The sequence below is a fragment of the Aquimixticola soesokkakensis genome (genome assembly GCF_900172375.1).
Classification (GTDB): Bacteria; Pseudomonadota; Alphaproteobacteria; order Rhodobacterales; family Rhodobacteraceae; genus Aquimixticola; species Aquimixticola soesokkakensis.
This window is the reverse complement of sequence record NZ_FWFS01000008.1, coordinates 77,620-101,523: the sequence shown is the minus strand read 5'-3', so window position 1 is coordinate 101,523 and position 23,904 is coordinate 77,620. Positions and strand designations below refer to the sequence as shown.

Here is a 23,904-nt window from a genome sequence, read left to right as displayed (position 1 = left end):
TCCAGAACGCAGGCAGCCTTTGCAGGGCGCGCCCCGCCAATCACGACATATTTTCCTAAAACCTTCGACAAATCCGGCACAAATAAGCAGGTGCGATTAATCCTGTGGTCAGACTGTCACGCCACAGTCAGGGCGTGACTAGAGATGGTGTGATGATGGATATGGATTGGGCGCCCCCCTGTGGCAGCACCTCTATAACGCCGGGCTTCGGACCGGGCGTGATGGTTGAAACCACCGAAGGGCCGCTCCCGGCGGAATGGCTGCGGGCGGGCGACCGCGTGCTGACGCGCGACCACGGATACCGCCCGCTGGCCTGGGTCGGGCGCACGCCCGTCGGACCGGACGATCTGCCTGTGTGCATTCCCGCAGGCACGCTGGGCAAAGGCCTTCCCGAACATGATCTCATTCTTTCCCCGGGACACCATCTGCTGCTGCGCTCCCCGCTTGTCGAACTGTATTTCGCCACGCCGGAGGCCCTTGCGCGCGTGACCGACATCGCTTCCGAGGCCGAACATAGCGCCCCGACGGACCCGCTTCCTGACGGGTTCGCCTATACCCAGCTTGCCTTGAGCGACCATGAGGTCCTGCTGGCCGAGGGGGTCTGGCTCGAAAGCTACCTGCCCCTCGACAGTGCACTGGCCCGGCTCGACAGCGCTCAGGTTGCCGCGCTCGGGCGCGCCCTCGGGCCAGGCCTTGAGCAGATGCAATCTGCACGCCTGTGTCTGCGCTCCGAGGAAACCCCGCTCCTGCGCCCGCGCTCCGCAGTCGCCGCACGCCGCATGGCCGCCTGACCAAGCCCCGCCCGACCAAGCCCCGCCCGACCAAGCCCCGCCCGACCAAGCCCCGCGCGAAACCCGCATGTTTCGGGTCGCCACCGCGCAGAGGCCCCGCTAGCCTAAGGGACGTTCCCAACCAGCAGGCCAGCGCAATGCCCATCCCTTCTCCTTGGTCCCAGCCCGCCCCCCAAATCGAACAACCGCAGGGCTATCATTTCGACATCGTGCGCCGCGCCATCACACTGATTTGCGACGCGGATAGGCCGCTTTCCCTGGCGCAACTGGCCCAGCAGGTCGGCCTCAGTCCCGCGCATTTTCAACGTGTCTTTTCCGATTGGGCAGGCATTTCTCCCAAACGCCTCCAGCAATTTCTGGCGCTTGATCACGCAAAGCATCTGCTCGCCACCGCCCACTCCACGCTGGACACAAGCCTGCAAAGCGGCCTCTCGGGCAGCGGACGGCTCCACGACCTCTTCATCACTTGGGAAGGGCTAAGCCCGGGCGAATATGCCCGCGCAGCACGCGGAACGACCCTGCGCCATGCGCTGGTCCAAACCCCCCTCGGCCCGATGCAGGCCATCGCCAGCGACAAAGGCCTGTGCGGTCTGGCCTTCGCCGCCGATACCCCGCAAGCCGCGCTCACCGATCTGATGCAACGCTGGCCAAAAGCAGATTTCACCCCGAACATCGAAGCCGTTGCACCGCTCGTGGCGCGCGCCTTTGCGGGGCAAGGCAGGCTGCACATCCGTGGCGCCCCGTTCCAGATCAAAGTCTGGGAAGCCCTGCTCCACATCCCCGAAGGCGCGGTCGCAACCTACGCTGACATCGCACGCGCCATCGACCACCCCAACGCCCATCGCGCGGTCGGAACTGCGGTCGGTCGCAACCCGATCGCCTACCTCATCCCCTGCCACCGCGTTCTGCGCGCGGGCGGCGCGCTGGGCGGCTACCACTGGGGCTTGCCAACCAAACGCACGCTTCTGGCGCTGGAAGCCGCAAAATCAGCGCCAAAGACCTAGGCCAACTCCGGCGCATTTCCGCCGTCTCACAGAAACTTTTCTCGCGCAGGGAACACATCCGCGTTACGCAAGTTTATTGAGCAAGAAGACCACAAGAGGACAGTATGATCGCTCGTAAAACAACACTGCTCGCCGCAGGGGCCGCGCTCGCGCTTGCCGCCTGTACCACGCCCTACGCCTATGAAACCGGCGCAAATGCTGGTGTTTCAGGCGCGACCAACACCCAAAAAGGCGCCGTTGCCGGCGCATTGCTGGGCGGTTTGGCCGGCATCACCTCCGGTGGCGACACCAAGGACAAAGTTTTGAAAACAGCCGTGGGCGCCGCAATCGGTGGCGCTGTGGGCGGGGCCATCGGCCAGCAACTCGACAAACAGGCCGCCGACCTGCGCGCGTCGATGGGCAACAACAACGTCTCGATCGTGAACACCGGTTCCGAACTCGTCGTGACCCTGCCCCAGGATATCACCTTTGCAACCGATAGCGCCGTTGTGCGCTCCGATCTGCAAGGCGATCTGCGCTCGCTCGCCTACAACCTGCAAGATTACAGCAACACAACCGTCGACATCATCGGCCACACCGACAACACCGGCTCGGCGTCCTACAATCAGGACCTCTCGGCGCGCCGCGCGGCTGCCGTGTCGACGATCCTGACCGCCAACGGCGTGACGCCCAACCGTATCCGCTCCTATGGCCGCGGCGAGGACCAGCCTGTCGCGACAAACCTGACCGAAGAAGGCAAAGCCCAAAACCGCCGCGTCGAGATCGTCATCACCCCGATCCAGTAACCACCGCGTGCGAAAACCACAAAAGGCCGGACCCGAGCGTCCGGCCTTTTTCATACGCCGCCATCGGTTTCTTTCGGACAAAAATACCCAACCAACGCCGACAACACGCGCACCGTTGAACAGAAAAACCCCCGTGCCTTCCAGCACGGGGGTGTCATATCACTGTCGCAAATCAGCGTCGATCAGTGGAGCTTTGCGCTCACTTCTGTGATGGACGCGTCGATCATTTTATTCGCATCTGCCGCACTCAGCTGCTTGGACAGCACCTCTTTAGCGGCCTCCACAGCGACATTCACCGCAGCATTGCGCACGTCGCGCACCGCAGCGGTCTGGGCAGCGGTGATCTGTTCTTCCGCAGCAGCCAGACGGCGCGCAATCGAGGTCTTCAGATCCGCTTTCGCTTGAACAGCCGCAGCTTCGGCATCGGCTTTCGCCTGTTTGACGATCCCGTCTGCCTGTTCTTGAACTTCGCGCTGCTTGCGCTCGTAGGAGGCCAGAATGGTCTGGGCTTCCTCGCGCAGCGCACGGGCTTCGTCGAGTTCCGAACGGATCGAGGACGCACGTTCATCAAGCAAGTTGCCCAGCATCGCAGGCACTTTGTAGTAAACGAGAATGCCGATGAATACGAGAAAGCCGAGCAGCACGATGAAATTCGTGTTGGTCAGGCTAAAGAACGGACCCGATGCGGCAAAGGCCGGAACCGGCGCGAGCGCGGCGAGGGTTGCGAGCTTTTTCATGTCTTACCCTTTCACGCGCTGGCTGACGGCAGCATCGATGGTGGCGGCATCGGCGGTTCCACCGAAAGCTGCGACCAGCTCGGCGGCTGTGTCTTTGGCAACGGCGGTGACGTTTTCCAACGCACCGGCGCGGATCTCGGCGATGGCCGCTTCGGACTCTGCCGTTTTGGCGGCAATTTCCGCGTCCGCCTTGGCGATAGCGGCGTCGAGGTCAGCCTGAATACCGGCGCGGGTTTGAGCAACGATGCGGCCTGCTTCGGCACGGGCATCATTGAGCGCCTGGTTGTATGCGGCTTGCGCGTCACGCGCTTTGAGCTTGAGCTCTTCGGCGGCGGCAAGGTCATTCATAATGGTGCCCGAACGATCGGCCAGAACCGCAGAAATGCGGGGCAGCGCGAGCTTCGAGAGCACGAAATAGATCACGACAAGCGTGACAAGGAGCCAGAAAATCTGGTTCGGGAAAGTAGACAGATCGAGCTGCGGCATGCCCGTGGCACCTTCGGTGCCATGTGCGGCTGCGGCGCCGTGAGCTGCGTCGAGTGCAGCCTCTGCCCCATGTGTTTGCGTCGCCATCTTTGTCTCCTGGCTCTAATCGTTTGAACCTATCAAGGCCCCGAACGGGTCGCGGCCTTCATGCGGCACAGGGTGGATCGAAAACGACCCACCCTGCCGTAAGGACGGTTCGTCGGATTAGACGGCGAACATCAGCAGAAGAGCGACGAGGAACGAGAAGATCCCCAGAGCTTCTGCGAAAGCCATGCCGATGAACAGGGTCGCGGTTTGCGAAGCAGCCGCGGAGGGGTTGCGCAGGGCGCCTGCGAGGTAGTTACCAGCAACGTTGCCCACTGCGATGGCCGAACCTGCCATGCCGAATGCTGTGAGACCGACGCCGATGTATTTACCGAGTTCTGCGATATCGCCTTCCATGAGTATTCTCCTTACGTTGGAATTGGCTAGAAAGTGTTCTGACTTAGTGGTGCGGGTGAAGCGCGTCCTTGAGGTACACGCAGGTCAGAATGGTGAAAACGTAGGCCTGCACGAAGGCCACCAGCAGCTCCAGACCATACATCGCGGTGATCGCGAGGACGGAGACAGGAGACACGAGGGCAATCGCGGCAAAGCCTGCGAAAACTTTGATCACGGCGTGGCCGGCCATCACGTTACCGGCAAGCCGGATCGAGTGGGACACAGGGCGCACGAAGTAGGAAATCAGTTCGATCACCGCCAGCACGGGGCGCAGCGGCAGCGGCGCGGAGGTGATCCAGAAAAGGTGCAGGAAGCCTGCGCCGTTCTTGACGAACCCAAGCACGGTGACGCCCACAAAGACCAGCATCGCCAGCACGCCGGTCACGGCGATGTGGGTGGTGGGGGTGAAGGACATCGGGACGAGGCCCAGCATGTTGGCAAAAACGATGAAGCTGAAGAGCGTCATGATGTAGGGGAAATATTTCAGGCCTTCCTTGCCGGAAATATCTTCGACCATTTTGTAGACGAAACCATACATCAGCTCGCCGACAGACTGCGCCTTGGAGGGCACAATCGCGCGGCCGCGGGTACCAAACACCAGCAACGCGATGATCGCCAGAACAGCAAGCGCCATCCACAGGGTTGCGTTGGTGATCGTGTACCAATGCACAGCGCCGTCGCCAAAGAGCGGCGTTACCATGAACTGATCCATCGGGTGGAACGTCAGGCTGCTTTCCGAACCGGTTGCTTCAGTCGCCACGGTCAATCCCTCTCGTCTGCGGCGGTCTTGTCCGCCTTGGTCGCATCATTGTCAGCCTCTGGCGCGTGTGCCGTGGCCGTATTTTCTTTCTGGATCTCCTCGGCGGATCGCATCATCGTCTTGATGCCCGCTACGAAACCCAGACCTGTAAAAATCACCAGGAAGAGTGGCATTGTGCCAAAAAGCTTATCCAGCCCCAACCCGATGAACAGACCGATCCCCAGACCGGCCACCAATTCGATTACCATCCGCCATGCCATATTGGCCTGACTGAAATGTTCGTCTGCGCGAGGCTTGGGCGCTTGCGCGGCCTTGGCCCTCTCAATCCGCTCTTCCAAGGCGCGGATGCGCTCCGGATCAAGCGGGTTGGTCATGGTACAAGCCCCTCTCAGACATTGCGGGCAACCTATGGATCACCCCCTTGTGAGTCAAGCGGATGTTAACCGAAGAAAATCCAACCTAACGCGTTGATATTGCACAACCTTAATGCTCACCCCCTTCTCACTGCCAGTGCCGCGAGCGGCCTCAACCCGCTGATTTCGCTGCATTGCAATATTCAACCATCTGGTTGACCAAGCCCGAAACCGGCGGTACGCCAGACGGATGAGCCAAGCCCCTGACCCCGCTTCCCGCCTCGATGCGACCTTCTCGGCGCTGGCCGATCCGACGCGGCGCGCGATCCTTGTCATGCTGCTGGAAGACGATATGGCGGTCACCGATGTGGCCGAGCCTTTTGAAATGTCCCTTGCCGCGATTTCCAAGCACCTGACGGTACTCACGGGTGCCGGGCTGATTGCGCAGGAAAAGCGCGGGCGGGTGAAGTGGTGCAAACTGGAACCGGACGCGCTGCGCGCGGCGTCCATCTGGATGCAGGGATTTGGTCAATTCGAAGCGCTGGATTTCGATGCGTTCGAGCGCTTTTTGGCAGCGGAACTGCCAAAGCCAGGCGTGGCGCCCCAGGGGGAGCCGGACGACAGGGGTATTTAGATCCGAAAGAAGCCCTAACGCGCGACGCAGGCCCAGCCTTTGGAGCGGTCTTTGAGGTAGGTCAGAAAGCTTTGTACCTTGGGCGTGCGGTGCAGGTCGACATGGGTCACAAGCCAGCTCGGGCTGGTCCATTCCGCGCGCGCCGGCATCACTTCGATCAGGTCGCTGCGCTCTTTGGCAAACCAGACCGGCAAAAAGCCTGCCCCTGCCCCCGTCAGCACGGCCATCATTGTCGCATCGTTGTCGGATGTACGAAAGACGATGTTGTGCGCGGCGATATTGGCATTCATCCAGACCTGGAACGGCGCGCGGTTGGCCGGATCGTCGTGTCCCACGAAGCGCAACTCGTCCAGCAGCCTGTCCTCGGCGGGCAGCCCGTAGCGGTCGGCGTAGCTCTGGTGGACGTAGAGCGCGATGTCCTGTTCGTAGAACGGCTGCACCACGTTGTCGGGTTCGACCGGCGGCTTGCCCGCGCGGATGGCGACATGGGCCTCGCCGTATTCGAGGCGAAAGACCCGCTCGCCGGTCAGATACCGCACTATCAGCCCATCGTGTTCGGCCTGGAATTCAGCCAGCACAGGGGCCAGCAAAGCGGCCATCCCCGGCAATGAGGTCACAACAAGCTCGCCGGTGACGCCTTCGCCGCGACCTTTGATCCGACTCACGAGGTGATTGAACTGGTCATCGGTGGTTTGCGCGACTTTCAGCAGGTCATGTCCGGCTTCGGTCGGCGTGTAGCCGCGCGCGTGGCGTTGGAACAGCTTTACGCCGAGGCGCGCCTCCAGCGAGTCGATGTGGCGGATCACCGTGGCGTGGTGCACCCCAAGTTCGCCTGCCGCCCCCGACACCGTGCCAAGCTTGGCGACTTGAAACGCGGTGCGGATTTCGTCCCAGTTATCAATGACCATCTGCGGCTCTCATGTGCGAAATTGAACAGTTGGGCGCATTGGTTCCAGAAATCTGCACGGATGACAAGGATTACTCGCGCCGCAATCGGTGCCATCCTCGGGCTTGGGGGGGCACATCCCCTGACCATTCGCGGCGCAGGGCCTCACGTTCGAGCGGCAGCAGCTGTTCAACCGTGTCGACCTGTGCGCCCTGCCCGCGCATATGGTCCATGAAGCGGTGCGAATGCACGATTGTGGGCACGGCATCGAGGGGTTCCCATGCATCCAGCATCGTGACGCGGCGCAGATTGAATTCCGGGGGCAAAACATAAAAGCGCAGATCGCTTTCCCACAGCATATCCTTGAGAATGATCTGGTCGCGCGCCACGCCCCGCGCCTTGAACCTTGCGCGCCAGTCCTCAAGGAAGGCCAGCACCCGCGCGTCCCGTCGGTAGAGCAGCACGCCGGAGTTGAGTTGCGGAAAGGCATAGGGGGTTTTGTGGTCCAGCCCTTCGCGCACCAGATCGCTCAGGCGGCGCACATCATGCGCCAGCGCCATTTCAAAGCGGTCAAGCAGGTCAAAGAGGTCGCCCAGCGGCGCGAGCACCCGCGTGTCACTGTCGAGAAAGAGCGTCCGCTCGAAACGCGTTTGCGGCATACAATCCAGTTTGGCGCGAAAATGCACATCGGCTACCGGATGGATCTGGTCGAACAATCCGGCAGGCACCAAACCCGCAAGATCGGTAAACAGGTCCACCTGCAGATCAGGCTCCACCCGGCGCAGCGTGCGCGCCGAATCCACCGCCAAGGCCAGATAGTCGGCGCCTGTGGCCACGTAAATTACCCCGTTTGTCATCGCTTTTCCCTGTTTGTGCGGCTGTGATATGGCGCATTTGCTTGACAGCAACCAGTGCGGGCGCGTATCAGCGGCCCAAATCCCGGAAGAAGCGAGTCTTCCGGTCCCTACCCTTTTGGGGGGATCGCCACCAGTCAGCGCGTTGCGCCCACTGGTGCCAAACCCCTTTGCGTCACGGAATTCAGGCCGTATCGCTTTGAAATGTCACCGCCCCGTCCCCAGATGAGGCACATCCCCATTCGGTCCAAGGAGACCCGCAGGCATGTTTGAAAATCTATCCGAACGCCTTTCCGGCGTCTTTGACAAGCTTACCTCGCAAGGCGCGCTGTCCGAGGATGACGTTAAAACCGCTTTGCGCGAAGTGCGCGTGGCCCTGCTTGAGGCCGATGTCTCGCTGGGTGTCGCGCGGGATTTCGTCAAAGCGGTCACCGACAAGGCCACGGGACAAGCGGTCACCAAATCCGTCACCCCCGGCCAACAGGTGGTCAAGATCGTCCATGACGAGCTGATCGCGGTTCTGGCGGGCGACGGCGCGGATGCCGGAGCGTTGAAAATCGACAACGCCCCCGCGCCGATCCTGATGGTCGGTCTGCAAGGCTCCGGCAAAACCACCACCACTGCCAAACTCGCGCGCCGCCTCAAGGAGCGCGAGAAAAAGCGCGTGTTGATGGCCTCGCTCGACGTGTATCGCCCCGCCGCCATGCAGCAGCTTGCGGTGCTGGGCACCCAGATCGGCGTCGACACCCTGCCGATCGTGGCCGGACAAAAGCCCGCAGAAATCGCCAAGCGCGCCAAACAGGCCGCGACGATGGGCGGCTATGACGTTTACATGCTCGACACCGCAGGCCGCCTGCACATCGACGATGTGCTCATGGATGAGGTCCAGCAGGTCCGCGACATTGCCAACCCGCGCGAAACGCTCCTGGTTGTCGATGGTCTGACGGGGCAGGATGCGGTCAACGTCGCTACCGAGTTCGAGGACAAGGTCGGCATTTCCGGCGTGGTTCTCACACGGATGGATGGCGACGGACGTGGCGGCGCGGCGCTGTCGATGCGCGCAGTCACCGGCAAGCCGATCAAATTCGTCGGCCTTGGCGAAAAGATGGACGCGCTTGAGGAATTCCACCCCGAGCGGATCGCGGGCCGGATTTTGGGCATGGGCGACATCGTTGCCCTTGTCGAGAAAGCCCAGGAAACCATCGAGGCCGAGCAAGCCGAGCGCATGATGCGCCGCTTTACCAAGGGCCAGTTCAACATGAACGACATGCGCCTACAGCTTGAGCAGATGCTCAAGATGGGTGGCATGGAGGGCATCATGGGCATGATGCCGGGCATGGGCAAGATGGCCGGTCAGGCCAAAGAAGCGGGATTTGATGACAAGGTTCTGACCCGTCAGATCGCGCTGATCCAGTCGATGACCAAGAAAGAGCGCGCCAATCCTGCGTTGCTGCAAGCCAGCCGCAAGAAACGCATCGCCGCTGGTTCCGGCCTTGAGGTGTCCGAGCTGAACAAGCTGCTCAAGATGCACCGCCAGATGGCGGACATGATGAAAAAGATGGGCAAAATGGGCAAAGGCGGCATGTTGAAACAGGCCGTCAAAGGCATGTTCGGCAAGGGCGGACCGCAGGGCCTTGAGGATATGGACCCCGCGAAAATGGCCCAAGCCACCAAGGCGCTCAAAGGCTCGCTTCCCCCCGGCATGGCCGGGCTTGGCGGCATGGGTGGCATGGGCGGCGGCATGGGCCTGCCCTCCAACCTCTCGGGCTTCGGGAAGAAGAAATAAATGACCCGCGCCCCCGTCATAACCACGGATCGCCTGATCCTGCGCGAACCACGTGCGAGCGATGTAGAGCCCTATGTGGCCTATTTTACCTCCCAGCGTGCGCAGTATACGGGCGGCCCGATGACACGCGCCAGCGCCTGGGCCTATTACGGGTTGGAAATGGCGCATTGGGATTTGCGCGGCTATGGCATGTGGGCCGTCACGCAAAAGGCTGACGTCGACACGATGCTCGGAATTGTCGGTTGCTGGTATCCCGAGGGCTGGACCGAGCGCGAATTGGGCTGGATTCTGTTCCCCGGTGCCGAGGGCAAGGGCTATGCGCTTGAGGCTGCACTGGCCGCGCGCAGCCACGCCTACAGCCAGTTCGGCTGGGATGGGGCGGTGTCCTACATCCAGGAGGGCAACGCGCGTTCTGTCGCTCTGGCCCGTCGCATGGGCTGCACTTTGGACGAAACCGCCGCCAATCCGCACGGGGCCACCCATGCGGTCTGGCGTCACCCGACCGCCGCCGATCTTGCGCTGCTTGCAGATGCAGACGGCAGCATCGAAGCCTATGTTTGAGGAGCCAGAAATGACCCCGACCCCCGATCAGGTGACCCGCGCCCAAGAGGTGCTTAAAGGTCACCGCGAAAGCATCGACCGCCTCGATGCGATCCTCGTCTACACGCTGGGCGAGCGCTTCAAACACACGCAGGCCGTGGGCAAACTCAAAGCCGAACACGACCTGCCGCCGTCCGACCCCGCACGGGAGGCTCTTCAGATTGCCCGCCTCGAACGTCTTGCCAAAGAGGCAGACCTCGATGCGGACTTTGCCAAGGAATTCCTGAAATTCATCATTCAGGAAGTCATCAAACACCACGAAAAACACAAAGAATAGCAGAGCCCAGGCCCTGCAAATAGCTAACCTTAGGAGATTCCATCATGGCTATGAAAATTCGTCTCGCCCGCGGCGGTTCCAAAAAACGCCCCCACTACGCAATCGTTGCATCCGACTCGCGCATGCCGCGTGATGGCCGTTTCATCGAGAAACTGGGCACCTACAACCCCCTTCTCGCCAAAGACGACGAGCGTCGCGTGATCATGAATGTCGAGCGCGTCCAGTACTGGCTCGGTGAAGGCGCACAGGCCACCGACCGCGTTGCACGTTTCCTTGAAGCGGCTGGCGTGAAAGAAAAAGCGACCCGCAACAACCCCAACAAAGCAAAGCCCGGCAAGAAAGCCACCGAGCGCGCAGAAGAAAAGGCCGCGAAAGCCGCTGAAGCTGCCGAAGCTGCTGCTGCACCCGCAGAGGCTGCTGCCGAGGAATAAGACGCCCCGCGCGTTTGATCCGACGGGTCCGGATGCCGCTGGCGTCCGGACCTTTTCTTTTGCGCCACGCCGCCGCCCTCTGGATTCTCGGCCGCGTTTGCCGCAAAACAGGGCGATATTGCAATTCGGAGCGACCCCATGACTGAACCCCGTGTCTGCGTCGGAGCCATCGGCGGCGCCTTTGGCGTCATGGGCGAAGTGCGCCTCAAAAGCTTTTGCGCCGACCCGCAGGCCATTGCCGACTACGCCCCGCTGACCACCGAAGACGGCGCGACGCGGTTTGATCTGCGCATCACCCGCGCGATTGCCCAGGGCTTTGCCGCGCGCCTGAGCGGTGTCACCACGAAGGAACAGGCCGATGCGCTCAAAGGCGTGTCGCTGTTTGCCGAGCGTGACCAGCTTCCTTCCTTGCCCGATGACGAATTCTACCACGCCGATCTGATCGGATTGGCCGTGCTCGATACCGGCGGGGCGTCCTTGGGTGCGGTGAAAGCGGTGCATGATCACGGCGCGGGCGACCTGCTCGAAGTGCTAGGGCCCAACATGCGGGCCTCGGTGCTGATCCCCTTTACCAAAGCCTGCGTGCCCACGGTCGATCTGGCGACAGGGCGTGTGATCGTCGACCCGCCAGAGGGCCTGTTTGAATGACACGGATCATCGTGCACGCCGGTTTTCACAAGACAGGCACCACGAGTTTGCAGGATTTCATCAAGGCCAATTCGCGTGCATTGGCCCCCTATCTCACGGCCTATGGGAAATCCGATTTTCGCGGCGCAGGGGCACATGCCCGCCGCTACGGACAAGCGCCTTTTGCACTGCGCCGCCTTGCCTTTCGCCGCAGCTTTGCGCGGTTTCTGGCTGCGCTTCCGTCTGACGGGGGCACCGTTTTACTGTCACGCGAAACCTTTGCCGGCTGTATGCCGGGGCATCGCGACTGGCGTGGACGGGTGGTGCAGCGCTACAGCGACACGGGGCCGCGCCTTTTGGGCGAAGTTGTGCGCGGTTTACGCCGCCGGTTTGGGCCGCAGGCCCGCATCGACGTGTTGCTGACCACGCGCCCCTTCGAGCCTTGGCTGGCGTCGGTGTACGGGCATTTGCTGCGCTCTATTCATCTGCAAGAGGACCTTTCGGCCTTTCGCGCGCAGCTGCCGCGCTGCCAGCCCTTGGCGGATGAGGCGGCGGTGTTTGCGCGCAGCCTCGCACCGCTCGGTGTCGAGGTGCATATCGCCGATCTGGCCGATTGCGCCGATGATCCCGCCGGTCCCGCCAAGGCCGTGTTGGACCTGCTGGATCTTCCGACGGATCTGCGGGCGACACTGGCACCTGCCCGTCGCGCAAATCGCCGCCAAACGCCCGAAATCGAAGAACAGTTCATCGCGATCAACCGTCAGAACCTGACGAAGTCGCAAAAGAAATCCCTAAAGGACGCGCTGCTTGCCAGTGCGACAGCGCCATGACCGACGACCGTGACCCTGCTCCGAATGCTCCCGCGAATACCCCTGTCACAGAGCCGCTGAAATCGCACGGGCGTCTGGCGGTTTCAGCCACATTGCGCCCGCGCGAATTGATGTCGGAAACCCCCGACCTGGCGGGCGTGTGGAAGGCCAAGGTGATCACCTTGCTGCCCGCCGCCTTTCCCGGCATTTTGGGCGAAAGCCTGACGGGCAAAGCGTTGAAAGACGGGCTTTGGCAGGTCGAGCCGATTGACCTGCGCATCTTTGGCGAAGGCAAACACCGCAACGTCGATGACACGCCGGCAGGCGGCGGCGCGGGCATGGTGCTGCGCCCCGACATCATGGGCAAGGCGATCGATTTTGCCCAAAACGGCGCGCCGGTGAACCGCGAGGAATGGCCGCTGGTTTATCTGTCGCCACGCGGCAAACGCTTTGATCAAAAAATGGCCCAAAAATGGGCCGGTGCACGCGGCGTGACCCTGATTTGCGGACGCTTTGAGGGGCTGGACGAGCGGGTGATCACCCATTTCGGCATCGAGGAAGTCAGCCTTGGGGATTTCGTCCTCACGGGGGGCGAATTGGCCGCACAAGCCATGCTCGATGCCACCGTCCGCCTGATCCCGGGTGTGTTGGGCAATGCCGACAGCATCGAGGACGAAAGCCATTCCGCCGGGCTTTTGGAGCATCCGCAATACACGAAACCGGCGGAGTGGCGCGGCCACGCCATCCCCGAGGTGCTGCAATCGGGCCACCACGGCAAGATCGCGGACTGGCGCGATGCGCAGTCGCGCGCGATCACCAAGGCGCGCCGCCCCGACATGTGGGAGGCCTTCGAGGCGGCCAATCCGCCGACCTCCAAGAAACGCTAGCCTCCCTCACCCCAAGAGCAGGTACCGCCCGATCCCGTACACGTAAAGCAGGGCAAACAGGATGTTGATGTATTTCAATTGCGGCTCTGATCGCAGCCAGCCGCAGTAAATCCAGATCAGGCAAAACGGCAGGCTCGTCAGCATCGCGGCCAGTTGCAGGCCCTGCACCACACAAAGGGTGCTGACGATCCCAAGGACAAAGGCGCACCATTTGAGCGGCTGCTCGAAACGGGCAAACATCATCAATGTCATAGTTCGGTCTTTCGGGGTGACCAGCGCCGTGGACCCGGCGTTCTGGTGGCGTGCTTTTAGCGCAAATTTTATCCCGACAAAAGCCGCCTTGCGCCCTCTGTGCAAAACCCCTTGATTGACAAGGCGGATGGCCTTATGCACCGCCCATTCGGGACCGGAATCGGTCCACGAATCCGTCATCTATGTGCGTCTGATGCTTCGCAGACATCCAGCGCGTGGTGACAGGATAAAAAGCAAAGACGACCTGAACCCTCTCGCGGGCGCTCCGTTTCGGTGCGGACCCGACAGAAGACGCAGAGCTCTGGGGCCGGATGAAACCTTCGCAGACATAACTGCGAGCAAAATGGAGAACAGCGATGAACCTGATCGCACAACTGGAAGCCGAGCAAATCGCTACGCTTGGCAAAGAAATTCCGGATTTCAAAGCGGGTGACACCATCCGCGTTGGCTACAAAGTGACCGAGGGCACCCGCTCGCGCGTCCAGAACTACGAAGGCGTGTGCATCTCGCGCAAGAACGGCAAAGGCATTGCCGGCTCCTTCACCGTTCGCAAGATTTCCTTCGGCGAAGGCGTGGAACGTGTGTTCCCGCTGCATTCGACCAACATCGACAGCATCACCGTTGTGCGTCGTGGCCGTGTGCGTCGCGCGAAACTGTACTACCTGCGCGCCCGTCGCGGTAAATCCGCACGTATCGCAGAAGTCACCAACTACAAGCCCGTCGACGGCGGCAAAGCGTAAGGATCGGTCTGATGAAAAAAGATATCCATCCCGAATACCACCTGATCGACGTCAAAATGACCGATGGCACCATCGTTCAAATGAAATCGACCTGGGGCAAAGAGGGCGAAACCCTCGTTCTCGACATTGACCCCACCGTGCACCCCGCATGGACCGGTGGCTCCTCGCGTCTTATGGATGCTGGTGGCCGCGTGTCGAAGTTCAAAAACAAATACTCCGGTCTGGGCTTCTAAGCTTTTCGACCTGTCGAGTTTGGAAAACGCCGCCCTTTTCGGGGCGGCGTTTTTCGTTTGGCCCGATTTGTTTGGCCCGATTTCGACCCGCGACGGCATGCAAAGACTGCCATTACAAAGACCGGCCATTACAAAGACTGGCCACGAAAAAGGGGCGCACCAGCATGGCACGCCCCCCGTCTCATTCGTCACACGGTCTTACTGGCTCGATGCGACCGCTTCGCCCAGCAGCGGCGTGATCACCCGCACGCCCGTGCGGCGATTCTCGCGCTCGGCAGCGGCGGTGCGGACCTTGAGGTATTGCTCGCCGTAGCCTTGAACCACCATGTTTTCGGGCGGAACATCGAAATATTCCGTCAACGCCAGCGCAAGGCTTTCCGCGCGACGGTCAGACAGCGCCAGGTTGTAGGTCGCATTGCCCACGGCATCGGTGTGCCCCTCGATCAGGAAGACCTCCTGCGGGTTTTCAGCGATGCGCGCGGCCATCGCGCGACCAAGGGAGGACAGCTCTTCCGCCTCGCTGGGCGAAATCGCAGCCGAACCGGAGGCAAAGGTCACATTCTCCAGCGCCACTTCCGGTGCAAGGTCACGCACGGCACGGATGTTGCGGATCTGGCTTAGCGAGTAGGCGCGATCAAACTGGGTTTCCTCGGCCTGCGCCAAAGCGGCGCGCAGAGCCTCTTCCGAGGTGTCATAGGTCACCGCAGGCGCGCGGGTCACCACGGGAAGCGTAGACACATCAACGGGTTCGTAGGTTTGCGTGTCATCGAACAACACAACCTCGCGCCCGTCCGCAAGCACGCGGGTGCGGCGCAGCACCTGCCCGTCCGCCGTGCGGATCGTGATCACCTGGCTGCCATCGTCACGCGCCACGATGGTGCGCGAGGAGCCATCCGAAAAGGTTTCGGTGCGCACTTCGTTACCCGGCTGTGCGATGAGCGTGTCATCGTTTTTCAGGACAACAAGACGGCCATCGCGGTCGACAACCATGCGGTCACCCGAGTTCGACACAACCTTATCGCCATTGTTCAGGATCGTCCCCACGGCGATCACACCAGCAGCCCCGAGCAGAAGTTTTTCGGTGCTGGACAGGTTGCCAAAGAAGCCCTTGTTCTTGGACTCGCTCGCCGCCTCACCCTGCGCTTGCGCCGATACATCGCCCGAAGCCGATGTTGTGAAATCCTCGTCCGATGTGCGCACATCCTCGGCGTTGACCACAGTGTCGGTCACATTTGTTTCGCCTTCGGCCTCACCGTTCGCTGCTGCTGCGGCGGCGGGCTGCTCTTGGCTTGCGGCCTGCGCGTCGGCTTCCGCTTGCGCTTGGGCTGCGAGTTCCTCTTCGGTAAGGGCCTGCGCATCGGCGGGGGTTTCAGCCGCCATCTCGGCTTGGGTCTTTTCGCCGGCTGCAGTGTCGTTGGCCGCAGCGTCGTTTGCTGGAGCTTGGTCAGCAGGCGTTTCAGCGGCTGCTTGCGGTGCAGCGTCTTGCGGTGCAGCATCGGCTTGGGGCGCCGCCTCGGCCTCGGCGGGCTGTTCGGGCGTCGTCATCTCGGATTGCGCTGCGGTGTCGGCCTCGGCCTCAGCGGCCAAAGCGTCTTCCAAAGCCTGTGTATCCGCCTCGGACTGTGCAGGCTGCTCTTGCGGCTCGGTCATCTCTTCGGGCGTGACAACGTCGCTTTTGGCCGCGCCGCCCACGTCAACCATGGGCTCGGCCGCCTCGGCGGGGGATTGTTCTGCGGGGGCAGGCTCGGCTGCGGTCTCGGCTGTGCCTTGTGCATCCACCGCATCGGAAGCCATAGCGTCGTCAAGCGTCTGGGCAGCCTGCGCCTCGGGTGTCGCGTCCGGCTGCGCCTCTGGTGCTACCTCGGGCTGCGCCTCGGGTACCGGGTCAGCGGCGGCCTCAGCGGCCGGCGCGGCCTCTGGTGCGGGCGCGGCCTGACCTGCGGCCTGTCCTTCAGCCTGTCCTTCGGCTTCTGCCGCGCCGTCCGTCCCCTCTGCTTGCGTCAACGCCGCAGCGGGATCAAGCGCCACGCCAAGCGCATCCAGCGCCTCGGCGGGGGTTGCGGTGGTGCCGTCCAGCAGCATGACCATGCCATCTTCGGTCAGGCAGGGCGGCTCGACCTCGGCGCAAGTTTGAAGTTCCTGCTCGATCGCAGCGGCAGAGGCCGCGTCGATGTTCTGGGCAAGAAGCGGTGCGGGGACGGCCATAGACAAAATCAAAAGCGTGCTCGTCGTCGAGCGCAAACGGGTGCGTGTCATGTGTCTTCCTCAAATTCCATAAGCTGGCAGGAGGCACGCAGTCATTTGCAGCGCCTCCCTCGCCAGCAAGTTGGAAGTACAACGCAAGCCGAGGCAAAAAAGTTGCCTGCCTTGACGCGAATCTCCCCAAGCTGCACGCAGCAAGAACCTTGCGCAGGGCGGTCAAAAAAGGCCATACCGTTAAAAAAACCTCGACCGGAAACGAGGTTGCACTTTGACAGACGGGACAAGAAGCGTGGCGCACATCATCATCGTAGGGAACGAAAAAGGCGGCGCGGGCAAATCCACCGTTTCGATGCACACCGCAACGGCGCTGGCGCGCATGGGCCATAAAGTCGGCGCCCTCGACCTTGACCTGCGGCAGAAAAGTTTCGGGCGCTATCTCGAAAACCGCGCCGCGTTTTGTGCGCGCAACGATCTGGAACTTCCCACACCGATTTATCGCGACCTGCCAGCGGTCGAGCAGGCCGACCTGAGCGAGGGCGAGAATATTTTCGACCGCCGCCTGTCCCTTGCCGTTGCCAGCCTTGAAAACGAATGCGATTTTCTGGTGATCGACTGCCCCGGATCGCACACCCGTCTCAGTCAGGTGGCGCATTCCTTGGCGGACACTTTGGTAACGCCGCTCAACGACAGCTACATCGACTTTGATCTGCTGGCGCGCACCGATCCTGAAACCAACAAAATCCTCGGCCCCTCGGTCTACTCCGAAATGGTGTGGAACGCGCGGCAATTGCGCGCTCAGGCGGGCCTCAAGCCCATCGACTGGATTGTGTTGCGTAACCGTTTGGGCGCGCAACAGATGCACAACAAGAAAAAGGTCGGGCAAGCGCTCGACGACCTGTCAAAACGCATCGGTTTTCGCGTTGCGCCCGGTTTTTCCGAACGGGTTATCTTTCGCGAATTGTTCCCGCGCGGGCTGACATTGCTTGATCTGCGCGATGTGGGCGTCAAAGGGCAGATGAACATCTCCAACGTCGCCGCCCGTCAAGAATTGCGTGATTTGCTCAAGGAATTGCGCCTGCCCGCTGTGGACGTCGATTTCTAGACCCCGTTTTCAGGCCACCCCGGCGCCCCTCGAACGGGCAGAGACAGCGGTCCCGAAGGGGGCCGTTTTCGTCGTTTGAAAGGCGCTCTTGTTTTGAAAGGCGCTCCACAATGTCAACCGGCTGTCGCGGGCCGCGCTCAAGTGCAGGCGCAGGCGTCGCGGGGCCATTACGCCGCGAGTTTGCGCATTTCCGATACGCGACGCACGAAGGGGTCGTCCTCGTCGCTGCGCCGCGCAAGGAAGCCGCGCGAACTGGGCTGCGCGCGTTTGGGCAGGGCCACACCGGGAATATTGCAGGGCTTTTCCTTGACAGCTTTTACCGCGCTGTGCGGTGCTTTGCCTGCGCGCATTTTCTGGAACAACAGCAAGGCGACCGAGAGAGCAATCAGCCCGAGTCCCAGCGCAAAGATTTGCATATTTTGCTCCGGCGAGAGCGACATCATCTTCGTGTCAAAGGCCAACAGGGCCTGCGTCAGCGTTTCCATCGGTCGATCCTCCAAGATGAACACAGGATCAACTCTTGCCGCGCAACACGGCCAAAAAGCGGCGCAGGCGGGGGGAAAGCGTGGAAAATCTGGGCGCAAGGGCGCATCTACTGCCGCAATGCGACGTAAAACGACATAGGCATAGCTGCAAAAATCGTGCATCGCGCTGAGAAGACCCCGCCCAAGGAGCGCCTGAGGATCAGGGCGTCGAGATAGACGGCTCGCTGCCGTATGTCACCCGCAAGCCCCACGTTGCCGACGTGATGCATTGTCGCAACGGGCGGTTCTTTGGCGGTTTATGTATCGGTCGCCATTTTCACGAGCGTCCCGATGGTGTTGACGTTTCGCACGGTGCCTTCAGACATGACGGGCAAACGCAGTTTTGTTCGGCCCATGCCGGAGGGGAAATGAATGTAGACTTCGCGCGCTCCCAACACGATTTCTTCGTCAGCCCGACCTTTTGCAATCAGCACAGTGTCGCGCGGCGGAGCGTCGTTCAAAAAGAGGACCCCGATCTTGCTCGGGTTGGCCTCTTGGAAAGGATTGGCATTCAGGACATCCTGCATCTCTTGGGCAGATCGAAGCATGACGCCCACGGCCTTCCCTGCATAGTCTTCGAGGCTCTTTTCGAGAGCCATCTTTGCACCGGATGGATCTTCAGACGAGAAGACAAGATTACCGGATTGGATATAGGTCCGCACATCTGACATTCCGGCCTCTTCGGCCATCAACCGAAGGTCGGCCATCGCCAACTTGCCGGTTCCGCCGACATTTACCGCTCGAAGTAGTGCAATGTGCGTGGTCATCCAAGAATTATACAGCCATATCGCCAGCCGCGTAAGGCGCCATTCGATGTGCCCAGATCAACGGTAGCAATGTCCGCGCTGCTACGTGTCGCGCAGACCGTCACCGAGCGTTGCGCATCATGCGCGACTTTCTTCACAAACACGGTCGCGTTTGCGGGAATAAGCCGCTCGGCGATCGCACGGACCGGCTTTGGAACGATGCCGTGTAGCGGGAGCTGGCCAAAGCCAGACACGTCAATACCGGGGCGCGGACCCCGAAAAGGCCTGTCGGGCATTGGCAACGGTATCGCAAAGGCCGCTCGAAATCGGCGTGCTAGTCAATGCCACTGGTCAAATCCTGCGCAAGCATCAGCGCATTGCCGTCGGGGTCGTAGAAAGTTGCGGTCTTGACCATGCCCTCGACGACATCCGTCTCACCATCAAATGCCACTTTGGCCTGCTCCAGTTTCTGCCGCGCCATATCCAGATCGGCGATCCCGAAGACTGGCACACAGTTTCCAGGTGCTGGCTTGGTATGCTCGCCAAGGCCGATGACGACCCCGGGCGTGTTCGTCTCGAGCTCGGACCAACCTGCGTCATCGGCATGATAAAGCAGCTCAAAGCCCAGCATGTTTTTGTACCATTTGGCGCTTGCGTGGCGATCGCTGACGGACATCGCGATGGTGATGGTCTGATCGACGGAAATAAGTGACATGGGCTTTCCTTACGAAATAAAATATACTAACTATACTTTATGGACATAATTTTGCTTGTCAACATCACTTCAAGAGCCTGGGCGATGCCCATCCTATCTGCCCTCCAGTCAGGCACCCCCGGACGCCAAGCTCCACTCCTGGCCGCGACGGGCGCAAGCAGAACAGCCTTCGCGCAAAGCATGGATCATTTAATCGAACAGGGCTTGCTTGAACGAAACCCCGGTTTCGGCCATCCGCTGCGCCCGGAATTCAGGCTCACGGACCTGGGAAGACAGGTCGCGGCCATCGCTGACAAAATTAACGGTGTTTCAACAGAGGAAGATTGGCCCTTGCTGCGCCGGTCATGGACTTTGCCGGTTCTGACGACGCTCCACAAGCCAAGCCATTTCATCGACATCAAGCGACGCCTGCCGGCGATTACAGATCGGGCGCTGTCTCAGTCACTGAAATCGATGGAAGCAAGGGACTGGGTATGCCGTCGCGTGGAGGAGGCCGCCCGCCCGCCCAGATCCATCTATACTGCTGTGAACAGTGGTGGAACGATCAGTCAGATCATTTCGTCCGAAGTCACTTTCAGCTAACCGGAACGGACCTCACTGAATGATGGAAGTCGGGAAATCCAGGAAAAGCAACCACTTGATCGAGCGAAACGACGGACAGCTCCGTTCGCATCGCCGATCTTCAGTCCAAATGTTGCGGCGCGCGGCAATCAACTGCCGCTGACCTGCTCCCGATTGAGTCCGCCAATTTAGTTGGCTCTGTTCAGGTCTTGGTCCTCTTCTGATCGGCTTGCATATTCGACTGGCGTGAGGCCAGCGAGGTCTAATCGTTGGCAGAAAACACTGCAAAAACCAGAGGAAAGAAAAAGCGAAAACGCCGAGTTAACGCCTTAAAAGCAATGGCAGAATAAATTTTTGAGATTGAGTTTATGGTGCACCTAAAAGGAGAAAGTTCGAACAAGTTTTTCGATGAGTTGATGGCGGTTCGCGGGCTTCTTCAGTCGATGGCTACAACGGCGAACACGACGTCGCAAACTTGGGACGAAAAAACCGGTGACTGAGGGTTGGTGACAAGATCTGGGTTGGCGTTGCACGCATTGCGTCCAGCGCCAACCCAGAAAATTTCGGGTCTCGCGCTCGTTTAGACTTCGTTGTCAACTCATGTCGATCTTGCCTGTTGAGATAGAAATTTCCAACTTAGCCGGTTCAAACAACTCGGAAAAGTTAAGGGCGTCTGCTGCGTTTTCTGGGGTGGCCCGCGAAACTAAGACCACAACAAATTTTACCACCGACTATCCCCCCCCAAAAAAACCGCGTGATTGGTAAACGCACGGTCAGCGGCCACGAGTGCAAGGCGAAAGTGGCGCTACAGGCCCGGCGTTCTACTGGACCGCCGAGATCACCCATTTCGGCAGGACGATCTCGTTGTTGATCTGCATCGCAAGGCTCGTATCGCCGAGCAAACGCCCGGTGAATGCCGTCGTGATCGGTGCGCCTGACCCGTAGTGTCGCATCGCGCGATACATCTCGCGCATCAGCGCTATTGGGTTCTGCCCGCCCTCACGACCCCAGATGAACTGACACCCGATCATGCGGACCTCCGGCTCGGTCAGGGTAAAAAGACCTTCCGAATCGTCTGCCAGCACTACCCGATCGAAACTTTCATCCGCCAGTCGCCCAAGCTGCATGACCATGCGGGGCGCGACCACGGCACTCGTGGTTCCCGGAAAGGCGGTGATATCGATCCAGAGGTCGCGGCCTTTCAGCTTCGAGCTGAGCTTGACCCCATCCGAATGCGGCGAATCGCTCAAGTGCGGGCCGATATTGCCAGCCTTCACCGAGAGTGGCGCCAGCGCCGGCTCGCTGGCGCTAAACCGCGGCCAAGCGGAACAATCCGTAGCCAAGGCCGGCGCACCGGCCAGGAACAGAACGGTCGCAAAGACCGTCAAAGTCTTGTCTCGGCTCACGTGATCCACTCTCCATCATTTCCTGGACTTCAAAGCCAAGTTTCATTGTCATCTTCGCCTCCGCTTTCTGATGGGAGAAAGCGGAAGAATGCCGAAAGCCACATCATCGCATCGAACAGGTCTGCCTCTTTTGGCACGGCGCACGGTGGACTTCGATCTCAGCGCACATTTGGCGGTCGAAAGCCCTCGCCCCGCGCCCGCTCCAGCACAGCCATCGCCTTTATCGATTGGGCTTCAGAAAGTGGACGAAGGCGGATATGCGTTGCTGCCTCCAGAACTCCATCTTCGGAATGCGACAATCGCATGCCGGAATCTCGCACCCAGTCACGCAGGCGGGCCCACTCGCCGGACCCCATCTCGGCAACGGCAGCCTGCGCTTGGATCCCACTTACGACCCTTTGATCGCGACGCCCTTCGGTTACCCGCTCGCGCCGCTCGGCAGAGCCAATCAGTATTTGGGACAGGTCACTGCGTAACTCCAGCTCCATTACCCTAGCAGCTTCTACACAGGCTTTCTTCTTTGCCCATTCCGTTGGGTTGCTCCCTCCAGCTTGCGGAGATAGTAAGTGCAAATGCATAGCCTCGCCATATTGATCGAGGACATCCACGAGTTGCTCGGGCAAAGCTTGATTGTTCCAGATTAGCCGCAGATCAATCGATTGACCTTTCTCCGAAATGTCATGCACCAGCTTCGAGATAGCGTAGCATACGGTATTTGCGCGCAAGCCTCCTGTATACCAAGATGAGGCTGCGTCGGAGACTATCTTCTCCGTCCTTCTGAAAATAATTAGCTTTGAAATTGCGTTTCTGAACCATTCCTCGGAGAAGCCTTCTTCTCGCTTATCCCATTCCTTGCCGATGACGTGCGCGAAATTCGCGAAGTTCTTCTGGGCTCCGAGGCTCACGATTTCGGGTCGGCCCCGCCACGTCATCTCAGCTTTGGCCAGGTCTGTCTTTGTGAAAAGTTGCGTTCGCGGGTGTTCAAGGTCGAACTTCCGGCGCTGTGCAGCCGTCAAGTTGGACCGACGGTCCGCGAACTGACCGCGTGCTCGCTCATAGAACCAGCGGCTCTGCGTAAAGTTCCCATCTTTGGCTGGAGCGTATAGCCTCCGCGAAATCTCCTCCATCCTGACGTGGAATGGATGGTTAGAGAAGAAGTCCGCGGCAGCAATTCGGTTCTGGCTGTTCGCATACCGGGAAATATCCGGCACTATCTTCTCAGCCTTTTCAGCATCGACAATGGATAATTTCATCTGGATGAATGTCTTCGACAAGTCCTTGCCGTCACGCAGTGCTGAATGGATCGAGGCACTCGTCTGTCCACCGTTCACGATCTGAAGGTTCGTAAGACGTGTCATCATCGGCACGCCATCCCGGTTCTCGATTTCGACGGCCTCGGCGGTGGCCGTGATTCCGTTGTTGTAGGCGAAGAACATCGATGGATCTTCTTCAATAGTCTTCTTGATGCCCTTATTCACATTGCCCCTCGCTTGGAGGAAAACGCGGACGTTCTGTTCCAAGAGGCGCGCCTCCCAACGGTCGTAGATCGACGCCAGGACTGGTCCGGGAAGAGCTGCAAGATATGCTTCGTAGGGTGAGTCCGGCATGTGTGCGGGAAGAACGGGAATGGCTCCTCCATGCTGTTCAAAGTTGACGATGATATCCTCTCGTCCAAGCGCAGAGCTTTCGATACGTTCGAGACGCGTGACATCCCAAACGCTGTAGCTGACCGCGCGCTCCATAAACTCGGTCATGTCCCGCCCATCAACACGACTGCTAAGCCGGCGATCCGTGAGCAGTAGAAGTCGTATTTTCTTCACTGAAGACCAACGCGCGGCGATCATGTCGGCGAGCTCAAATCCAGGAGATGTTTCCTCGAGCCTGTTTCGCCAATCCTCATCGAGCGCAGCCTTCAAGAATCTGAGCGGACGTTTGAACTGGCTATTCAACTCTGTGCCAGTCAGTGTCGGAGCCTGCGGATCGTCCGCGTGGTCTATGACGAGCAATGTGAGCTGCTTGGACTTCCGCGGATCGCCGCCCCAGCCATCCACCCTTATTCCGGACTGAGGCGTGCCCCGATGGTGAAAATACTCCAAGGCTTCAATCTCACCAGAACCAGTGATCGTGTCCGAGGCACGGGCAAAGAAGGCTTCTTCCATGGAAGTGCCATTAGCTTCGGACAGCAGTTTGATATCTTCCCGGAGGATGTCCGCAAACTGATTGTCTTCTGTCATTT

The 23,904-nt window shown here is 60.3% G+C and carries 29 protein-coding genes; 15 read left to right on the top strand and 14 right to left on the bottom strand.

Annotated features, from left to right (window positions below; all coding sequences use genetic code 11):
• The first annotated feature begins 152 nt into the window (after positions 1 to 152).
• The 3 genes from AQS8620_RS11260 to AQS8620_RS11250 all read left to right on the top strand — a co-directional run bounded on the left by AQS8620_RS11260 (position 153) and on the right by AQS8620_RS11250 (position 2,580).
• Positions 153 to 791, top strand: coding sequence for a Hint domain-containing protein (locus AQS8620_RS11260; protein WP_085837002.1), 639 nt, complete (start codon positions 153 to 155; stop codon positions 789 to 791).
• Between the two features lie 137 nt (positions 792 to 928).
• Positions 929 to 1,795 carry a methylated-DNA--[protein]-cysteine S-methyltransferase gene (locus AQS8620_RS11255; RefSeq protein WP_085837001.1) on the top strand — a complete coding sequence of 289 codons (867 nt, stop codon included), beginning with the start codon at positions 929 to 931 and terminating at the stop codon, positions 1,793 to 1,795.
• Positions 1,796 to 1,899: 104 nt separating this feature from the next.
• Positions 1,900 to 2,580 (top strand): YiaD family glycine zipper/OmpA-like lipoprotein, encoded by a 681-nt coding sequence (locus tag AQS8620_RS11250; RefSeq protein ID WP_085837000.1) that lies wholly within the window; start codon positions 1,900 to 1,902, stop codon positions 2,578 to 2,580.
• Between the two features lie 182 nt (positions 2,581 to 2,762).
• On the opposite strand, the gene AQS8620_RS11245 is transcribed toward AQS8620_RS11250, so the two are convergent.
• The 5 genes from AQS8620_RS11245 to AQS8620_RS11225 form a co-directional block, all read right to left on the bottom strand.
• Entirely contained in the window at positions 2,763 to 3,317 is a 555-nt protein-coding gene (locus AQS8620_RS11245; protein WP_085836999.1) for a F0F1 ATP synthase subunit B, read from the bottom strand.
• A gap of 3 nt (positions 3,318 to 3,320) precedes the next feature.
• A complete protein-coding gene (locus AQS8620_RS11240; protein WP_085836998.1) occupies positions 3,321 to 3,890 on the bottom strand; it encodes a F0F1 ATP synthase subunit B' in 570 nt (189 codons plus the stop codon).
• A 117-nt stretch (positions 3,891 to 4,007) separates the two neighbouring features.
• Positions 4,008 to 4,244 (bottom strand): F0F1 ATP synthase subunit C, encoded by a 237-nt coding sequence (locus AQS8620_RS11235; protein ID WP_085836997.1) that lies wholly within the window; start codon positions 4,242 to 4,244, stop codon positions 4,008 to 4,010.
• Between the two features lie 43 nt (positions 4,245 to 4,287).
• A complete protein-coding gene (locus AQS8620_RS11230; protein WP_268805454.1) occupies positions 4,288 to 5,043 on the bottom strand; it encodes a F0F1 ATP synthase subunit A in 756 nt (251 codons plus the stop codon).
• A gap of 2 nt (positions 5,044 to 5,045) precedes the next feature.
• Complete coding sequence (locus AQS8620_RS11225) at positions 5,046 to 5,417, bottom strand: AtpZ/AtpI family protein (protein ID WP_085836996.1); 372 nt, start codon at positions 5,415 to 5,417, stop codon at positions 5,046 to 5,048.
• Positions 5,418 to 5,646: 229 nt separating this feature from the next.
• On the opposite strand from AQS8620_RS11225, the gene AQS8620_RS11220 reads away from it, so the two are divergent.
• Positions 5,647 to 6,030, top strand: a complete 384-nt coding sequence (locus AQS8620_RS11220) for an ArsR/SmtB family transcription factor (protein ID WP_085836995.1) — start codon at positions 5,647 to 5,649, stop codon at positions 6,028 to 6,030.
• Between the two features lie 14 nt (positions 6,031 to 6,044).
• Here the strand turns inward: AQS8620_RS11220 and AQS8620_RS11215 are convergent, their stop codons facing one another.
• The gene (locus tag AQS8620_RS11215; protein WP_085837115.1) at positions 6,045 to 6,932 is read right to left on the bottom strand and encodes a LysR family transcriptional regulator; all 888 of its coding nucleotides are present in this window, start codon (positions 6,930 to 6,932) and stop codon (positions 6,045 to 6,047) included.
• Positions 6,933 to 7,008: 76 nt separating this feature from the next.
• A complete protein-coding gene (locus tag AQS8620_RS11210; protein ID WP_085836994.1) occupies positions 7,009 to 7,773 on the bottom strand; it encodes a glycosyltransferase family protein in 765 nt (254 codons plus the stop codon).
• Between the two features lie 262 nt (positions 7,774 to 8,035).
• Between AQS8620_RS11210 and ffh the strand changes: the two genes are divergently transcribed.
• The 7 genes from ffh (at position 8,036) to trmD (ending at position 13,187) form a co-directional block, all read left to right on the top strand.
• Positions 8,036 to 9,556 carry a signal recognition particle protein gene (ffh, locus tag AQS8620_RS11205; RefSeq protein WP_085836993.1) on the top strand — a complete coding sequence of 507 codons (1,521 nt, stop codon included), beginning with the start codon at positions 8,036 to 8,038 and terminating at the stop codon, positions 9,554 to 9,556.
• Positions 9,557 to 10,117 (top strand): GNAT family N-acetyltransferase, encoded by a 561-nt coding sequence (locus AQS8620_RS11200; RefSeq protein ID WP_085836992.1) that lies wholly within the window; start codon positions 9,557 to 9,559, stop codon positions 10,115 to 10,117.
• A 10-nt stretch (positions 10,118 to 10,127) separates the two neighbouring features.
• Positions 10,128 to 10,433: a chorismate mutase gene (locus AQS8620_RS11195; protein WP_143267506.1), complete on the top strand. Its 306-nt coding sequence runs from the start codon at positions 10,128 to 10,130 to the stop codon at positions 10,431 to 10,433.
• Between the two features lie 44 nt (positions 10,434 to 10,477).
• A complete protein-coding gene (rpsP, locus tag AQS8620_RS11190) occupies positions 10,478 to 10,864 on the top strand; it encodes a 30S ribosomal protein S16 (RefSeq protein WP_085836990.1) in 387 nt (128 codons plus the stop codon).
• Between the two features lie 138 nt (positions 10,865 to 11,002).
• Entirely contained in the window at positions 11,003 to 11,512 is a 510-nt protein-coding gene (rimM, locus tag AQS8620_RS11185; protein ID WP_085836989.1) for a ribosome maturation factor RimM, read from the top strand.
• A complete protein-coding gene (locus AQS8620_RS11180; protein WP_085836988.1) occupies positions 11,509 to 12,321 on the top strand; it encodes a hypothetical protein in 813 nt (270 codons plus the stop codon). The genes rimM and AQS8620_RS11180 overlap by 4 nt, the downstream gene beginning before the upstream one ends.
• The gene (gene trmD / locus AQS8620_RS11175) at positions 12,318 to 13,187 is read left to right on the top strand and encodes a tRNA (guanosine(37)-N1)-methyltransferase TrmD (RefSeq protein ID WP_085836987.1); all 870 of its coding nucleotides are present in this window, start codon (positions 12,318 to 12,320) and stop codon (positions 13,185 to 13,187) included. Before AQS8620_RS11180 ends, trmD begins: the two co-directional genes overlap by 4 nt.
• Before the next feature lie 6 nt (positions 13,188 to 13,193).
• Here trmD and AQS8620_RS11170 read toward each other — a convergent pair whose 3' ends face one another.
• Complete coding sequence (locus tag AQS8620_RS11170; RefSeq protein ID WP_200809619.1) at positions 13,194 to 13,439, bottom strand: peptidase; 246 nt, start codon at positions 13,437 to 13,439, stop codon at positions 13,194 to 13,196.
• Positions 13,440 to 13,795: 356 nt separating this feature from the next.
• Between AQS8620_RS11170 and rplS the strand changes: the two genes are divergently transcribed.
• A complete protein-coding gene (gene rplS / locus AQS8620_RS11165) occupies positions 13,796 to 14,179 on the top strand; it encodes a 50S ribosomal protein L19 (protein ID WP_085836986.1) in 384 nt (127 codons plus the stop codon).
• 11 nt (positions 14,180 to 14,190) lie between these two features.
• Positions 14,191 to 14,412, top strand: a complete 222-nt coding sequence (gene rpmE / locus AQS8620_RS11160) for a 50S ribosomal protein L31 (protein ID WP_085836985.1) — start codon at positions 14,191 to 14,193, stop codon at positions 14,410 to 14,412.
• Positions 14,413 to 14,610: 198 nt separating this feature from the next.
• Here rpmE and AQS8620_RS11155 read toward each other — a convergent pair whose 3' ends face one another.
• Positions 14,611 to 16,668 carry an OmpA family protein gene (locus AQS8620_RS11155; protein ID WP_085836984.1) on the bottom strand — a complete coding sequence of 686 codons (2,058 nt, stop codon included), beginning with the start codon at positions 16,666 to 16,668 and terminating at the stop codon, positions 14,611 to 14,613.
• 235 nt (positions 16,669 to 16,903) lie between these two features.
• Here AQS8620_RS11155 and AQS8620_RS11150 point away from each other — a divergent pair, with 235 nt between their 5' ends.
• The gene (locus AQS8620_RS11150) at positions 16,904 to 17,716 is read left to right on the top strand and encodes a division plane positioning ATPase MipZ (protein WP_085836983.1); all 813 of its coding nucleotides are present in this window, start codon (positions 16,904 to 16,906) and stop codon (positions 17,714 to 17,716) included.
• A 167-nt stretch (positions 17,717 to 17,883) separates the two neighbouring features.
• On the opposite strand, the gene AQS8620_RS11145 is transcribed toward AQS8620_RS11150, so the two are convergent.
• The 3 genes from AQS8620_RS11145 to AQS8620_RS11135 form a co-directional block, all read right to left on the bottom strand.
• Entirely contained in the window at positions 17,884 to 18,201 is a 318-nt protein-coding gene (locus tag AQS8620_RS11145) for a hypothetical protein (protein ID WP_085836982.1), read from the bottom strand.
• A 296-nt stretch (positions 18,202 to 18,497) separates the two neighbouring features.
• Entirely contained in the window at positions 18,498 to 19,007 is a 510-nt protein-coding gene (locus AQS8620_RS11140; RefSeq protein ID WP_085836981.1) for a DUF1697 domain-containing protein, read from the bottom strand.
• A 313-nt stretch (positions 19,008 to 19,320) separates the two neighbouring features.
• On the bottom strand, positions 19,321 to 19,701 hold the full coding sequence (locus AQS8620_RS11135; RefSeq protein ID WP_085836980.1) for a VOC family protein: 381 nt from the start codon (positions 19,699 to 19,701) through the stop codon (positions 19,321 to 19,323).
• 39 nt (positions 19,702 to 19,740) lie between these two features.
• Between AQS8620_RS11135 and AQS8620_RS11130 the strand changes: the two genes are divergently transcribed.
• Positions 19,741 to 20,283: a winged helix-turn-helix transcriptional regulator gene (locus AQS8620_RS11130; protein ID WP_085836979.1), complete on the top strand. Its 543-nt coding sequence runs from the start codon at positions 19,741 to 19,743 to the stop codon at positions 20,281 to 20,283.
• An 800-nt stretch (positions 20,284 to 21,083) separates the two neighbouring features.
• Here AQS8620_RS11130 and AQS8620_RS11125 read toward each other — a convergent pair.
• Complete coding sequence (locus AQS8620_RS11125) at positions 21,084 to 21,668, bottom strand: hypothetical protein (RefSeq protein WP_085836978.1); 585 nt, start codon at positions 21,666 to 21,668, stop codon at positions 21,084 to 21,086.
• A gap of 158 nt (positions 21,669 to 21,826) precedes the next feature.
• Positions 21,827 to 23,902 carry an AIPR family protein gene (locus AQS8620_RS11120; protein ID WP_159453234.1) on the bottom strand — a complete coding sequence of 692 codons (2,076 nt, stop codon included), beginning with the start codon at positions 23,900 to 23,902 and terminating at the stop codon, positions 21,827 to 21,829.
• Between the last annotated feature and the right edge of the window lie 2 nt (positions 23,903 to 23,904).

Excerpts from the sequence above, each read along its gene's own strand:
- AQS8620_RS11260 (WP_085837002.1), top strand. The coding sequence starts at position 153 with ATGATGGATATGGATTGGGCGCCCCCCTGTGGCAGCACCTCTATAACG.
- AQS8620_RS11255 (WP_085837001.1), top strand. The coding sequence starts at position 929 with ATGCCCATCCCTTCTCCTTGGTCCCAGCCCGCCCCCCAAATCGAACAA.
- AQS8620_RS11250 (WP_085837000.1), top strand. The coding sequence starts at position 1,900 with ATGATCGCTCGTAAAACAACACTGCTCGCCGCAGGGGCCGCGCTCGCG.
- AQS8620_RS11245 (WP_085836999.1), bottom strand. The coding sequence starts at position 3,317 with ATGAAAAAGCTCGCAACCCTCGCCGCGCTCGCGCCGGTTCCGGCCTTT.
- AQS8620_RS11240 (WP_085836998.1), bottom strand. The coding sequence starts at position 3,890 with ATGGCGACGCAAACACATGGGGCAGAGGCTGCACTCGACGCAGCTCAC.
- AQS8620_RS11235 (WP_085836997.1), bottom strand. The coding sequence starts at position 4,244 with ATGGAAGGCGATATCGCAGAACTCGGTAAATACATCGGCGTCGGTCTC.
- AQS8620_RS11225 (WP_085836996.1), bottom strand. The coding sequence starts at position 5,417 with ATGACCAACCCGCTTGATCCGGAGCGCATCCGCGCCTTGGAAGAGCGG.
- AQS8620_RS11220 (WP_085836995.1), top strand. The coding sequence starts at position 5,647 with ATGAGCCAAGCCCCTGACCCCGCTTCCCGCCTCGATGCGACCTTCTCG.
- AQS8620_RS11210 (WP_085836994.1), bottom strand. The coding sequence starts at position 7,773 with ATGACAAACGGGGTAATTTACGTGGCCACAGGCGCCGACTATCTGGCC.
- ffh (WP_085836993.1), top strand. The coding sequence starts at position 8,036 with ATGTTTGAAAATCTATCCGAACGCCTTTCCGGCGTCTTTGACAAGCTT.
- AQS8620_RS11200 (WP_085836992.1), top strand. The coding sequence starts at position 9,557 with ATGACCCGCGCCCCCGTCATAACCACGGATCGCCTGATCCTGCGCGAA.
- AQS8620_RS11195 (WP_143267506.1), top strand. The coding sequence starts at position 10,128 with ATGACCCCGACCCCCGATCAGGTGACCCGCGCCCAAGAGGTGCTTAAA.
- rpsP (WP_085836990.1), top strand. The coding sequence starts at position 10,478 with ATGGCTATGAAAATTCGTCTCGCCCGCGGCGGTTCCAAAAAACGCCCC.
- rimM (WP_085836989.1), top strand. The coding sequence starts at position 11,003 with ATGACTGAACCCCGTGTCTGCGTCGGAGCCATCGGCGGCGCCTTTGGC.
- AQS8620_RS11180 (WP_085836988.1), top strand. The coding sequence starts at position 11,509 with ATGACACGGATCATCGTGCACGCCGGTTTTCACAAGACAGGCACCACG.
- trmD (WP_085836987.1), top strand. The coding sequence starts at position 12,318 with ATGACCGACGACCGTGACCCTGCTCCGAATGCTCCCGCGAATACCCCT.
- AQS8620_RS11170 (WP_200809619.1), bottom strand. The coding sequence starts at position 13,439 with ATGACATTGATGATGTTTGCCCGTTTCGAGCAGCCGCTCAAATGGTGC.
- rplS (WP_085836986.1), top strand. The coding sequence starts at position 13,796 with ATGAACCTGATCGCACAACTGGAAGCCGAGCAAATCGCTACGCTTGGC.
- rpmE (WP_085836985.1), top strand. The coding sequence starts at position 14,191 with ATGAAAAAAGATATCCATCCCGAATACCACCTGATCGACGTCAAAATG.
- AQS8620_RS11155 (WP_085836984.1), bottom strand. The coding sequence starts at position 16,668 with ATGACACGCACCCGTTTGCGCTCGACGACGAGCACGCTTTTGATTTTG.
- AQS8620_RS11145 (WP_085836982.1), bottom strand. The coding sequence starts at position 18,201 with ATGGAAACGCTGACGCAGGCCCTGTTGGCCTTTGACACGAAGATGATG.
- AQS8620_RS11140 (WP_085836981.1), bottom strand. The coding sequence starts at position 19,007 with ATGACCACGCACATTGCACTACTTCGAGCGGTAAATGTCGGCGGAACC.
- AQS8620_RS11135 (WP_085836980.1), bottom strand. The coding sequence starts at position 19,701 with ATGTCACTTATTTCCGTCGATCAGACCATCACCATCGCGATGTCCGTC.
- AQS8620_RS11130 (WP_085836979.1), top strand. The coding sequence starts at position 19,741 with ATGGACATAATTTTGCTTGTCAACATCACTTCAAGAGCCTGGGCGATG.
- AQS8620_RS11120 (WP_159453234.1), bottom strand. The coding sequence starts at position 23,902 with ATGACAGAAGACAATCAGTTTGCGGACATCCTCCGGGAAGATATCAAA.